The sequence below is a fragment of the Schaalia canis genome (genome assembly GCF_003858455.1).
GTDB classification, from domain to species: Bacteria; Actinomycetota; Actinomycetes; order Actinomycetales; family Actinomycetaceae; genus Pauljensenia; species Pauljensenia canis.
In genome coordinates this window covers 57268-70321 of sequence record NZ_RQZF01000010.1, presented here as the reverse complement: position 1 = coordinate 70321, position 13054 = coordinate 57268, and the positions used below count along the sequence as shown (strand labels likewise).

General features: G+C 56.9%; 8 protein-coding genes and 3 tRNA genes. 5 read left to right on the top strand and 6 right to left on the bottom strand.

Features of this window, described 5'->3' with window-relative positions:
• Nucleotides 1-40 precede the first annotated feature (40 nt).
• The gene (locus EII11_RS08825) at nucleotides 41-1819 is read right to left on the bottom strand and encodes a mechanosensitive ion channel family protein (protein ID WP_124871690.1); all 1779 of its coding nucleotides are present in this window, start codon (nucleotides 1817-1819) and stop codon (nucleotides 41-43) included.
• 163 nt (nucleotides 1820-1982) lie between these two features.
• On the opposite strand from EII11_RS08825, the gene EII11_RS08820 reads away from it, so the two are divergent.
• The 4 genes from EII11_RS08820 (at nucleotide 1983) to EII11_RS08805 (ending at nucleotide 3147) form a co-directional block, all read left to right on the top strand.
• A tRNA-Glu gene (locus tag EII11_RS08820) sits at nucleotides 1983-2055 on the top strand.
• Between the two features lie 51 nt (nucleotides 2056-2106).
• Nucleotides 2107-2180: transfer RNA gene (locus EII11_RS08815), tRNA-Asp, on the top strand.
• Nucleotides 2181-2206: 26 nt separating this feature from the next.
• Nucleotides 2207-2279 (top strand) — tRNA-Phe (locus tag EII11_RS08810).
• Nucleotides 2280-2472: 193 nt separating this feature from the next.
• Nucleotides 2473-3147, top strand: coding sequence for a DUF421 domain-containing protein (locus tag EII11_RS08805; protein WP_124871687.1), 675 nt, complete (start codon nucleotides 2473-2475; stop codon nucleotides 3145-3147).
• Between the two features lie 219 nt (nucleotides 3148-3366).
• On the opposite strand, the gene EII11_RS08800 is transcribed toward EII11_RS08805, so the two are convergent.
• Entirely contained in the window at nucleotides 3367-8313 is a 4947-nt protein-coding gene (locus tag EII11_RS08800; protein ID WP_124871684.1) for a DUF5979 domain-containing protein, read from the bottom strand.
• Between the two features lie 428 nt (nucleotides 8314-8741).
• Complete coding sequence (tadA, locus tag EII11_RS10885) at nucleotides 8742-9500, bottom strand: tRNA adenosine(34) deaminase TadA (protein WP_240623124.1); 759 nt, start codon at nucleotides 9498-9500, stop codon at nucleotides 8742-8744.
• Between the two features lie 146 nt (nucleotides 9501-9646).
• On the opposite strand from tadA, the gene upp reads away from it, so the two are divergent.
• Nucleotides 9647-10285: a uracil phosphoribosyltransferase gene (gene upp / locus EII11_RS08790; RefSeq protein WP_124871681.1), complete on the top strand. Its 639-nt coding sequence runs from the start codon at nucleotides 9647-9649 to the stop codon at nucleotides 10283-10285.
• Between the two features lie 105 nt (nucleotides 10286-10390).
• Here the strand turns inward: upp and EII11_RS08785 are convergent, their stop codons facing one another.
• The 3 genes from EII11_RS08785 to EII11_RS08775 form a co-directional block, all read right to left on the bottom strand.
• The gene (locus EII11_RS08785; protein WP_124871678.1) at nucleotides 10391-10987 is read right to left on the bottom strand and encodes a hypothetical protein; all 597 of its coding nucleotides are present in this window, start codon (nucleotides 10985-10987) and stop codon (nucleotides 10391-10393) included.
• A gap of 281 nt (nucleotides 10988-11268) precedes the next feature.
• Nucleotides 11269-12114, bottom strand: a complete 846-nt coding sequence (locus EII11_RS08780; protein ID WP_124871675.1) for a MetQ/NlpA family ABC transporter substrate-binding protein — start codon at nucleotides 12112-12114, stop codon at nucleotides 11269-11271.
• 175 nt (nucleotides 12115-12289) lie between these two features.
• Nucleotides 12290-13051, bottom strand: a complete 762-nt coding sequence (locus tag EII11_RS08775) for a methionine ABC transporter permease (RefSeq protein ID WP_124871738.1) — start codon at nucleotides 13049-13051, stop codon at nucleotides 12290-12292.
• Between the last annotated feature and the right edge of the window lie 3 nt (nucleotides 13052-13054).

Here is a 13054-nt window from a genome sequence, read left to right as displayed (position 1 = left end):
CAACACGCGAATATACACCCCTTACAGGGCGGAGTTCGCGTCAGTCATCTGAATGTTCATCACGGTTGGAAGAGCCTTGCGCGGCGTAAGCACTCGCCTCGTGCGCAGATGAGTCCTCACGGTGAGATTCGTCTTCGCGTTTGCGGCGCGCACGGACGGTGGCCTCGCGTTCATCAATGACGTCTTGGCCGGGTCCGGCAAAGATCTGGGAGCGTTCCTCGGCCTCTGGCGATCCTGAGTAGAGGCGTTCGCCTCTCCCCTGCGATGCTGGCATGCTTATCGCACTCTCTGTCACCTGACCTGCCTTTGAGCGAGGGGTGAGCTCAGAGGGTGAATCGCCTCCATGTCGGCGTGCGGTGACAAGAATCTCATTCAGCTGGGAAGGTGGTAGCACCTGCGTTTCATCCTCCGACGAGGCCACCGCCGCAGGCTGTTGACGTCCGTCTGCTAAGTCCCGCTGGCGCTGCGCCATGGCGCGCCGACGAGCCTTTTTCGCCTTCTGGCGGGCTGCCGTCAAACGGGCGGCGTGGATCGCGCTATCAGCGTTCTCGCGCACTTCCTGAGGGGCCAAGGGTGTTGAAGCAGGAGCGGCCGTCGTATCTGCAGCAATGCCAGAGAGTTCGGCCGCCAGACGCGCAACGACCTCATGAGAGGGGTCGTGTTCGACGCGAACGGCCTCGTAGTGCTGGTAGCGCGTCGTTGGGCGCACCCACGGCTCTTCCTCCACAATCCACTGGATCATGCTTTCGCGCACATGGCAGCGCAAGTCCCACAGACGACCAGAGTTCTCCGCCGAAAGGAGAATACGCACAACAACCGAGTCTTTATCTGAATCCGTCATCTGCACCGCCCAACTGCGCCCATCCCACAGGTCAGTGGAGGTGATGATTTCTTCCACTTTCGCACGGATAAGCGCCATTGGAGCCGCCCAGTCCAGACGCAACTCAACGGTGCCCAACTGCTTGGCGGCACGCCTCGTCCAGTTTTCGAAGGTTGTTGTGGTGAAGAACGATGAGGGGATGACAAGGCGACGCTCATCCCAAATTCGCACCACAACGTAGGACAAGGTGATTTCTTCAATCGCACCCGACTCGTTTTTGGGGCCCGCCACCACCACGTCACCAACACGGATAGCATCGGTGAAGGCCAACTGAACGCCAGCAAAGACGTTACCCAGCGTTGACTGGGCTGCAAGACCGGCAACAACAGAAATGATGCCCGCAGAGGCCAGAACGGTTGCAATGCCCTGGCGTGCTCCTGGGAAGGTGAAGGCAACGAAGCATAGGCCCACAATGAGGACTATGAGTTGACCGAGGCGGCGAAGAACTTGCGCCTGAGTTTCGAAACGGCGCGAGCCTCCCCCGTCTGCTTCTTGGCGAATGCGTGCCGCATCCTCAAGGATCCACAACGAGGCGCGCACCACCCACGTTGTCGCCACAATGCCCAGAATCACAAGCACATGGGTGGCAATTTCGATGATGACACCATTGGGGTAGGTTGCAAGGTCCTCCCCCCACACGGCGAACACCTGCCCAAGATAAGCACCCCAGATAATGAACATCCAGTAGCCCGGCCCGCTGGTTCGTTTGACCAGAGCGGTAAGAATGCGAGATTTGCGCACCAACATTCTCAAGATGGCAGAAATGACCACCGCTAGGACCAGGCCGATGCCCGCACCCGCGAGGGGTAAAACGATGTGCTGCGCGATCTCGACGAGGCCTGAAACCGTTTCAGCATCAACGGCAGGGTCAGACGTGACTGCGGTGTCGGGTGCGGGAGTGCGTGGGGCAAGTAAAGACGTCATCACTGTGTGGTGCATGGGTTTAGCCTACGGGGATCGTCAATTATGCGCAGAAAATGCCGTGATTTCGCCGTTTTTCCACGCTGTGATGGGCCTCACCGTGAATGGATTTGCCAAGAGGGGTACCTAACTGGATATTATTTACTTCGTCCTCAGGGCGGCTAGCCCAGAGGGTCGCAAGGCCCCCATCGTCTAGAGGCCTAGGACACCGCCCTTTCACGGCGGCGACACGGGTTCGAATCCCGTTGGGGGTACTCCTCGTGTTGAACGTGGAAATAAGTGAATAGGTCTTGTACTTATCGCAAGGCCCCGTAGCGCAGTCGGTTAGCGCGCCGCCCTGTCACGGCGGAGGTCGCGGGTTCGAGTCCCGTCGGGGTCGCCGACCAGATCGGTTGATCAGGTCCTGGCTCTGTAGCTCAGTTGGTAGAGCGTTCGACTGAAAATCGAAAGGTCACCGGATCGACGCCGGTCGGAGCCACAACTGAGGCCCGGAATCCATAGGATTCCGGGTTTTTTGTATGCCTACGAACATCCCCTAACAGCCTCCCCCTTCGCTGACTCCCCAGTTCCAGCACTTGACGCGCTTTTGGGGCACGCTCCCACTAAGGTGAGTACGTTATGCAGGCAGTGGCCTGCTGCTTCACCACGCCTTCACGAAGAGGACACTTGCTATGTCTATTGACCTGATGTTCTACCTCTATTCCCTTTTGAAGTTCACCACCGGCTTCCTCATTATTGCCACCTACCTTAAGCTCACGAACAAGCTCCAAAGCGGCCCCGTCACTCCCATTGATTACATCGGCAACTTTGTGCTCGGCGGCATTATCAGTGGCGTGATTTATAACAGCGAGATCCCCTTCCACCGCTTCGTCCTGGTTCTCCTCATTGCGATTGCGATGATTTCGCTGCTGAACTTCATCACCATGCGTTTTCTCGCCGTACGTCAAGCTGTGACGTCTGATCCGCTACCCATCATTGTCAACGGCGTATTCCAAGTTGGCGACGACGATCGCAAGAACACCTTTGACATCATCACCTTCATTTCTCAACTGCGCGCTCGTGGTATCTACTCTCTTGAGGACATCTCTTTTGCCCAGATCGAACCCGATGGCTCCTTGACCGTCATCAAGAAGGGTGAAGGCGTCATCAACACCTTGCTCGTACGAAACGGCCAGGTGCTTGAAAGCCATCTTGAGGCCATTGAACGCGATAAAGAATGGCTTGCCGCCGAGCTTACCGAAGAAGGCCTCTCCATTGAGGACGCCTACTTGGTGGAGCTCTCCCGCGAAAAGCATCTCTTTGTCGTGAAGAAAGACGGCACCTGCATCGCCAAAGAGATTGCTTAGCGGCCTCACCAGCACTCCTCCTGCCGCAGAAGAGCACTCTTGGCGCCTCAGAGGACCTCTATGCCGCTCCTCCCCCACCCACTAGCTTAAGCCGCTGCGACGGGGGTCTGTTCGGCAGAGAGTGCAGAAAACAAAAAGGGAGGTGGGCGAGGGATTACCCTCGCCCACCTCCCTTGATGAGATCAACCTATTTCAGGCCAAGCTCAAGGACCGGGGTGTTCACTTCCGACGACGCACCATCCAGGTGATTAGACCACCAAGAATCAGCGCGACGGCCGCAGTTCCGACGACAGTCATTGCGGTGGATCCTGTCGAAGCTAACTTCCCTGGAGCCCGCTTCCCCGAGGCATCAGCCTTCGGCGAGTCAGCACCGCCCTTGCCACCGGCCTTCGGGTTGGTCTTTCCCTGGTCAGCTTGAGGCTGCTCAGGCTTAGGCTGATCAGGCTTAGGCTGCTCAGGTGTCACGACAGGTTTCTTCGAATAGACGTTGACGAACTTAAGTGCGACAACATCATCCTGAGCAGAGATGACACCCTTTTGGGGATCCGCAACTACAAGGTCGTAGCCGGGAATCTCTGCAACGCTAGCATTTTCAGTGAAGGTACATTCGGTGCCTACAGGCATGGGGTCACCAGCCTGAACAGGAACACCATCACCCTTCACCTGGACCTTGCCTGTCGCACCACCTGTGCAGACGTAATCGAACTCGAAGGTATTCGACACAGCTTCAGGAGCTCCGGTCACACTCTTGGCAATAGTGAAAATACCGCGATCAAGGCTGTAGGTGTTGACGACACCGACGTTCACGGGTTCGCCAGCCTCGGGGATGTCGATCGTGATCGGCCCCTTGCCATAGTCCTGACCGTTGACGACGAAGGCGACCTCGTGAGAGGTGTTCTCAATGGGGGCAGCCTGCTCCGAGATCACACAGGAACCGGGACGGGTATCGATGGAGACGTTGGCACCGTCAGCAAGCTCAACAGTCTTCTTACCCTGTGAGGCTCCGTAGAGATCGGTGCATTCGTAGTCAAAGGTAAAAGTCTTACCCTTGGCCTTCTCAGCTCCATCGCCAGCAATCGACTTGGAGATCACGAAGGAACCCGACAGCGGAGCGTAACGGTTTGTTACCGTCACGGCCGCCACTGCGTCCTTGGCGATGACCTGGCGAGCGGGCTCAATCGCGACAGTGTTGGCGTAGCCCTTCTGGTGTGCGCTTGCGACACTTTCCTCAACGACACACTCGGTACCCGTTGGGATATCCGAGATGGTTTCCGATGCGCCGTTAGCGAGGCTCACCGTGCCGGTTGTGACCGGGTTGGCGGGATCACCACAGGTGTAGGTGATGTCGAAAGCACGTCCGGCGAAGGGAGCACCGTCTTCTGCCTCGACCTTCTTCGTGATGCTCAAGGAGCCCTTATCACGGGTGTAGGTGTTGGTAACGGTGACATTCGATGCGGCACCCTTAGCGATCGTCACCTGCTGGTGATCGATGTTGGCTGCACCGGTGTACCCCTCGAAAGTGGGCGCGGTTTCGGTCACAGTACAAACGGTTCCTGAAGGGATACCGTCAACGGTGACACTGTTGCCACCTGCAACGTTCACCGTCTTGTTGCGGAAACCGTCAGCGTCACAGGAGTAGCCGATCTCGAATTCGTGCCCAGCAAAGGGTGCGTTATCGGGAGCAACCAGGTTCTTCGCGATCACGAGGGAACCCGTGTCACGCGTGTAGGTGTTGGTGACGGTGACGCTGGCGTTCGCATTGCGAGTGATCTGCACGGGCGAACCCTGGATATTAACAGTCTCGGTGAAACCATCAACCTTGGTAGCAGCTTCGGAGACGGTGCAGGTGCGGCCAGCAGGAATGTTCTCCACGCGGTGTTCGCCGTCGGCAGCGAGGTTCACGGTGCCGCTCATATTCGCGCCATCACCACAGTTGTAGGAGATGGGGAATGTCGTTCCCTGAGCGATAGCACCGTTGGGGTCTACCAGCTTCTTCGTGATGACCAGCGTACCGGGCTTTTCATCATAGGAATTCGTCACGGTGACAGTCGATGCCGCATTGCGGGTGATTTCCACGGGAGAGCCCTGAATATCGACGCGCGGGGTGAATCCTTCAATGGCGGTAGGCGTTTCCGTCACGGTGCAGGTAAGACCCGCAGGCACATTTTCGACACGGTGCTCTGCGTTTGCAGCAAGATTTACCGTGCCGGTAATGGCTGGCCCACACTCGTATGAGATCGGGAAGGTCGTACCGGCAGTGATAGCTCCCTTGGGGTCATTCAGGACCTTCCTGATCACCAAGGTGCCGGGCTTCTCATCGTAGATATTCGTGACGACAACGGAGCTCTCTTCACCAGGTCTAATGGTTGTGTCCGCGGGGAGTTCAACCCTCTTGGTGTAGCCATCCTTGTCGGGTGCATCTTCGGTCACAGTGCAGACGCTACCCGCGGGGATGTTAGAGATTGTCTTCTTCTCATCATGGCCCAGAGACAGTGTCTCGTTAATCGCAGGATTCGAGTCACAGCTCACGTTGATGGTGAACTTCTCGTTCGCGAAGGGGGTGCCGATAGCAACATCGAGGTTCTTGGTGACGGTCAGAGAACCGGGCTTAGGCGTGTAGGTGTTGGTCACGGCCACCTTGGCCACCGACTCGTCGGTCCCGTCATTGTGCTTAATGGTGACGAAGGTCGGAGTGATGACCGTTTCTCGATCCATCTTGGTAATGTCGGCGTCTACTTCGGCGATCTTGCAGCGTTCACCCTCAAGAAGACCATCAACAGTTGCGGACTCTCCGTTCTTGAGGTTGACAACCTTAGGCTGAGCAAGGCTCGGACAGGAGACACTGATCTCGAAAGAGCGATCCGCTTCAGGGGTGCCGTCAAGACCGTTGACCTGCTTGGAGATCTTAATGGAACCATGACGTGGCGTGTAGGTGTTGGTCACCTCGATAGTGTTCGCGCCACCAACGGTGACATCAAGGCTTGCGCCGTTGGGTCCAGAGAAGGCGAGGTCGAAGCCAGCAATTGCGGCATCGGCAATGTCTTCGGTGATACTGCACTTCGAACCTGCGGGAACGAGGCTGGACTGGGCAGTGCCATTCGCCCCGACCTCAGCGAGAGTACCCGCGATCTCCTTGTCACCCTTAGCGCAGACGTAAGAGAGTTTGAACTTCTTGGCTCCGGGATCAGCGCCCACGACTTTCTTCGTCACGGAGAAGGTCACACCTGGAACGTAGACGTTATGGAACTCCGCAACGGCCTGTTGACCATCTTGAATCTCCACCTTCGCAAGCGCTGGAGGATTCTCAAGGGAAAGGCCTTCAATGACAGCCTTGGTGACATCTTCGGCAATGGTGCACTTCGTTCCGACGGGGAGTTCGAGTGGCTGGCCATTTGCACCGTTTACGGGGTAAACAGTGCCGTTACCCTGGATGCCGCGAGCAGCGCCAGTAGTGCCATCGCTACATGCGTATTCGAAGGTGTAAGCGTGGGTTGCCCCCTTGCCGCCATCGCCCGCAGTCGTCTTGCGGATTGCCAGGCGACCCTTTTGCTTTTCAACGGTGTTCTTGACGCGAATCTTGGCAACTTGACGATCAGCAAGAACCATCGTGTGAGACTTGGTAGCAGAGGGCGCGCTATCAACACCGTCAATGGAGAATACTGGGTTCTTCCACTGTGCGCCTGGCGTGAGTGCGCGATCTTTTTCAGTAATGGTGATAGTGGTGCCTGCGGGCAGAGCTGCCAGAGCGGCAGGAGTAACACCAGCGGCAACGCTGAGGGTCCCCTTTCCCCCCTTCTTATCGGGGTTGAAAGTCACTCCGGGCCATTCTTGAGTGAGGCCTGCTTCAAAGGTTGCTTGTTGATTTGAGACACGGTCACGGTAAGCCTGATCGAAATCAGCAGCAACACCATCACCAGGAAGGGTGAAGGCGATGTCGAATTCGTAGGGGGATACGGGGTCGACGATGTGGCCGAGACCCGTGCCAGAGACTTCCTTGCCGAGAGTCATGGTTGCCCAGCCCTGCTTCATGGTCACTGTGACCTGAGCAGCCGCGTTGAGTGCACGTTCTGCGCGAGTGCCGACACCCGTGTCACGGTCAGTCACAGCATTGGAGTACATGTAGCCGTAAATGACCCCCTTAGGCGAAGTGTTCGCGTGAACTGAGGGCACGACGGTGTAGACGACACCGGTCTTGAAAGGGCCGGTCAGGGTGATATTCACAGCAGTTTTTCCCGGGAAATCTTGCGGATCTGCGGTGACGGTAAAGCCTTCGGCGATTGAGCCCTTCAGAATGGAGGCAAGAGGGGAAGCTACCCATGCTGGGAGGAAAGCACCTGTGGGTTCATCCTTACGAGTGCCCTCAATCATACGGTTCAGAGTGATGTTGTTGCCAAGTTCCTGACCGGGACCAAGAGTATCTTCAAGGACGATGGTTTGAATCGTCTGTCCGTCACCAGCGAGAGGAGCGAGGCCTCGCTTGAGGCGATCCTCATTAAGCTTCTCAACAGAGAAGGAAATGGTGTATCCCAAGTTGCGCTGGTTAGCTGCTGTGGGCACGAGGCTCTTAGAAAGCTTCACTGCCGTGTAGGGAGTCATGCCGGGACGAACCAAAGCCTCACCACGAGGGAGACCCACGCGAGTGATACTGCCGTTAAGGTTCATATTGACGAAGGAGTCATTATTCTCGCGAATGGCGCTCACGAGGATCTTGGCGCTGCCCTTGACCTCGATTCCGCCCTTGGCGCGCAGCTCGTCAAGCTTATTATTGAACGTACAAACAAAGGTGGGCTGTGTGAGCTTACAGTCACCAACAATTTCACCGGTAGGCAAAACAAGATCGAAGGTGTCGATCTTCGAAGCGGAGGTAGGCGCCCCCAGGAAGTTATCGCCGAAACCGATCGTGAAAGACTGCCCCGAACGCGGGTCAGCAGTGCTTGCGTCCCAATCAAAGGACAGTCGCGCAACATTACCAACCTTTAATACCGGGTCAGTGGGGTCTACCTTCAGATCGCGATCTGACGCTTGGATCTTCGGGTTCACGATGGTAATTCCGGTGTTATCGGCAGCATGGCTGGCTGTGAAGCCTGCTGCGCCGACGAGCATTCCCAAACCAAGCGCAACTGCTGACACGGCAGCAATCGGCTTGCTCAGAAGTCTCAATGACATATTTTTCCTTCCAAGAGACCGCACATTCCCGCCAAGGCATTCGGCGGGCAGTGTTGCGGCGATCGACGCGAAGGACCTCAGATGAGACGCCTTCGGTGGATACAGATGTATCAAGCGTATGTGCCGTACGGGCAGAAAGATAGGGTGAAAACTAGCGCCCAGACCCGGAAAAAACGCGCGACAGTCAGAAGAGTCACAGGAAATATCTCAACATTAAGATATTTAAAATCTTAGACTTTATAAGGGTGGCTAACACCGAAGAAACTATCCGCGGAAAATCAGCACTTTATCAGGGATCGATCAGTTTATTCAGGAGAAAAATAACCGGCAGCATACTTTCTCGAACCAGGAAAACGTGCCTCATTAGCCCAGAGTGAAATAGATCACTTATCCTCTTAAATGACGGACTGCATCAAAAAAATGCGCTTCTAACGCCCCTTACCCCGCGTACGCCGCCGCACAGTAATCCCGGGAATAAATCCACCACTGGGAGTAGCAGAAGGCTCAGGCACCGCAGGAGGCACCACCTCAACCTCACTCACTGGCAAGCTGTGAACAGACTCGGCCGCTTCCCCACCAGAGGATAGAAGAGAAAAAGCCTCGTCAGGCAGTGACGCATACCGAGGAGCCTGCCCAATTGGCGGCACCGTCAAACGCGGCCCCGCTACAGGCGTTGCCTTCGGCTCACGCGTCTGTGCAAGCTCCTGCTCGACCTTCTCGTAATCCACACCCTCCACCAACGGAGCCCCAGAATGCGAACGTCGAACGTCAAAGAAAGCCTTCAACTGAACGGAAGCCTCTTGAGCCAAAACGCCCGGAATAACCTCTACCGTGTGGTTTAAGCGCGAATCACGCAACACATCACGGAGGGAACCAGCCGCACCCGCCTTCGGATCCCAGGCGCCAAAGACCACACGATCAACCCGAGCCTGAATAGCCGCACCAGCACACATCGTGCATGGCTCAAGAGTGACAACTAGCGTACAGCCCACCAGATTCCATCGCTTCAGGCGGCGGCCCGCATCACGCAAAGCAACAATTTCAGCATGGCCAGCAGGATCATGGTCAGACTCGCGACAATTCCATCCCTCACCGATGATTCGCCCCATGGAATCAAGCACCACTGCACCGACAGGCACATCATCGCCTGCTCGGGCATGATTCGCTAAGAAAAGTGCGCGACTCATGGCTTCACGCAAGTTGTCCATTTTCACCACTCCGTAAGCGTACCTCGAACGCTCCCAGAAGCTAGGATTCGCCCCCATAACACGCACTTCGTGTTTTCCGCGCGTAACCAATGCCCAAAGACCTCCTGGCGCGCTAATCTAGCCACATGCGTCTCCATATTGCAGATCACCCGCTCATTAACCATAAGCTCACCGTTCTCCGTGACCGCGACACCCCCTCGGCCACCTTCCGACAGCTCGTTGACGAGCTCGTCACCCTCCTGGCGTACGAGGCAACCCGTCACGTCACCACCACCGAGGTTGCCATTAACACTCCGGTCGCCCCCACAGTCGGCAAGAAGATCGCTGAGCCTCGCCCCATCGTCGTGCCCGTCCTACGCGCAGGCCTGGGCATGCTCGAAGGCATGACCCGCCTCCTCCCAACCGCAGAGGTCGGATTCTTGGGCATGAAGCGCGACGAGGAAACCCTCCTCATCGAAACCTACGCAAACCGTTTGCCCGAAGATCTCTCAGGCCGCCAGTGCTTCGTCATTGACCCCATGCTGGCCACCGGTCACACCCTGATCGCCGCCATCAACTACCTCCTGGATTTGGGCGCCTCCGACGTCACCGCCATCTGCCTGATCGCTTCACCCGAAGGCTTGGCCGAAGTTGAAAAGGCCATCGGAGACCGCGTTGACGTCTCCATCGTCGTTGCCGCCGTTGACGAAAAGCTCAACGAAAAGGCCTACATCGTGCCCGGCCTTGGCGACGCAGGCGACCGCCTCTACGGCAGCGTGGACTAATCACTCAGGTCTAAGCGCCACATAAACGCATACAGCATTGCCCCCGCTACCTTAGGTAGCGGGGGCAATACACATCAGGCCCGATAAAAAGCCCGGCCACTAGCCTTAAGCACGCGCGGGCACCGCACAGGCAATCTCACCCGACAAGCGCACCACAAGGCCTAGCGCTAAAAGCACCACAGAGATACCCGCAAGCCACGGTTGCATCGGAGCAAAATAGGTCATTGCCCCGCTATAGCCCAAAGCAAGCAGTGCCAACTTGTTACACACCGGGCAGCCAATCGCAAACCATGCTCCAAAAGTTCCGATCATTCCCACAACAGAAGAACCTTCGGCGCCCTCGCCCTTAGTACCAATGGGAGGGGGCGTGGAAGACGAGGACGCATCAGTGAGCCCCTCCTGGCCCGAAAGACGCGCCGATCCCCCCGACTCTGCTCCAGGCACAGGCTCTTTGACATAGGTGGCCATCAACATACCTGACAGCACCGCTGTCACAATCAGCACTGGATAGCTCCACGCCGTTGGCGGAATATCGCGGTGGAAAATCGGGTTAGGGATCAACACAGTGACGATTCCCAAAGCCACAGCGATTAGCGCGCTAAAGACGACTGCAAGCAGCCACCGGCGGCGGCTCCACAGCCGCAGGGCCTGGCGAGCATGACGCATATGCTGCTTCAGACGTTGACCAATAGTGACAAACATGAGGACATCCTGACACATCCCACTGCCATTCACCCATCATGTCCGCATGCCTCTGGCCACTATTGGCCCACGCTCTCCGCCACATCACAAAAGCGCGACGTCAACAAAGTAACGCCGCACATGACGCACGCCGACAATGCGGCAGCACGTGAACGGCGCCCAAAGGAAACCCGACTTGACCAACACCTAGAACAGCAAAAAGCGGCTGCCGTAGGCATTACGCCCACAGCAGCCGCCAAGAACTTCACATCATGGCCAGATCAACGGCCAGGAAATGAGTATCAGAAGGAGGGAATCACCGAACCGTCGTTCCAGTTGTCCTTGATGAACTGGCGAACCTCGTCGGTGTGGAGGAGCTCTTCGAGCTTCTTCACAGCCTCAGCCTTCTCACCGGAGATATCGGACTTCCACACAAGCAGGTTCGACGCAGGGTTGTTCTCGGAGGATTCAACAGCGAGGCCGTCCTTTTCAGGGGAAAGGCCACCATCTTGAGCGAAGTTACCGTTGATCACAGCAGCGTCCACATCGGCAAGAGCGCGAACAAGCTGTGCGCCTTCAACCTCTGTGAAAGTGAAGTTCTTCAGAGGCTTAACGGTGTGGATATTGATATCGCCCGAGGCAGGCAGTTCCACAAGACCCTGGCTTGCCAGAAGCTTGAGTGCGCGAGCCTGGTTGGTGACATCAGCAATAATGCCGATCTTGCCGCCGTCAGGCAGCTCAGACAGGTTCTTCAGGGTTGCAGAGTAAACCGCGAGAGGCTCCAAGTGAACGCCGGCACCGGGGGTGAACTCGTAGCCGTACTCAGCAGCCTGATCCTCCAGGTAGGGGATGGTCTGGTAGAAGTTCGCATCCAAGTCGCCATCATTCAGGGCAACATTAGGCTGGATGTAGTCGTTGTACTCAACGATCTCCAGATCGATGCCAGCAGCAGGAGCCAGCGTCTCATCAATGAACTGCAAGATCTTGGCGTGAGGCACAGGAGAAGCGCCAACGTTAATGGTGACGACCTCGCCCGAAGCGGCGGGAGCCGAAGCATCGGATGCAGCGGTCTCAGCGGACCCGGAGCAGGCGGACAGGGCAAGTGCGGCAACAGCGGAAGTAGCGGCAAGTGCACGGTAGGAACGCATTGTTTTCTCAATTCTCAGTCGTGGGGAGAGTCTCTGCCTCCCCATGGGAGCGAGGTGGCCCGAAGGTGGGCTCTGTTGGTACTAGCCTCGCCTATTGGTCAGTGCTGCGCAGAACGATCTCAGGGGATGAAAGTATGTAAACGGATCGTCTCACGAACTCCGACTGGTGGTGTGCTCAGCGGTGGTCCACCAGCCGGCTCACCATGTCACCAATCACCTGGATCACTTGGACGATCAGAATAATCGTCACCACGGACACAATCAGCACATCGTACTGGTTACGGGTGTAGCCGTAGTTAATGGCCAACTGGCCAAGGCCGCCGCCACCAATCACACCCGCCATTGCTGAGTATCCGACCATCGTGATAGCCAAGACAGTGATTGACTGGACGAGGGCGGGCAAAGCCTCGCGGACCTGTACTCCCCAACGAATTTGACGGTGAGAGGCACCCATCATCTGCGCTGCTTCAATCTTTCCGGCATCGACGCCCAAAATATTGGACTCCACCAGGCGCGCAAAGAAAGGAATCGCCAGGATCACCAGTGGCACCACGGTAGCCTGCCAGCCCAGACGCGTGCCCACAATGAGCTTCGTCAACGGGAAAAGCGCGACGATACCAATAATGAAAGGCAGGGAGCGAACAATGTTTACCGTGCCGCCCACCACCTGATTCACCACGCGATTAGGGGTAAGCCCAGCCTTCGAGGTCTGCACGAGGAGCAGGCCCAGAGGCAAACCAAAAATCACAGTGAAGAAGGTAGAAAACCCCGTCATCAAGAGGGTGTCAATAATCGCGGGCACAAACTGTTTGGTCAGTGCAGGATTGTCGCCCCACGTGGGATCGTTCGGGCCCGCAGGTAACAGCGTGGCGGCCACTGCGGTGGCCTCGTTCAACGAGGCGAACGCCCCGTGAAGTTGGCTGGAAAAGGCGGACATGGT

Coding starts and splice junctions, on each gene's coding strand:
- EII11_RS08825 (WP_124871690.1), bottom strand. CDS start 1,819: ATGCACCACACAGTGATGACGTCTTTACTTGCCCCACGCACTCCCGCA.
- EII11_RS08805 (WP_124871687.1), top strand. CDS start 2,473: ATGTCTATTGACCTGATGTTCTACCTCTATTCCCTTTTGAAGTTCACC.
- EII11_RS08800 (WP_124871684.1), bottom strand. CDS start 8,313: ATGTCATTGAGACTTCTGAGCAAGCCGATTGCTGCCGTGTCAGCAGTT.
- tadA (WP_240623124.1), bottom strand. CDS start 9,500: ATGAGTCGCGCACTTTTCTTAGCGAATCATGCCCGAGCAGGCGATGAT.
- upp (WP_124871681.1), top strand. CDS start 9,647: ATGCGTCTCCATATTGCAGATCACCCGCTCATTAACCATAAGCTCACC.
- EII11_RS08785 (WP_124871678.1), bottom strand. CDS start 10,987: ATGTTTGTCACTATTGGTCAACGTCTGAAGCAGCATATGCGTCATGCT.
- EII11_RS08780 (WP_124871675.1), bottom strand. CDS start 12,114: ATGCGTTCCTACCGTGCACTTGCCGCTACTTCCGCTGTTGCCGCACTT.
- EII11_RS08775 (WP_124871738.1), bottom strand. CDS start 13,051: ATGTCCGCCTTTTCCAGCCAACTTCACGGGGCGTTCGCCTCGTTGAAC.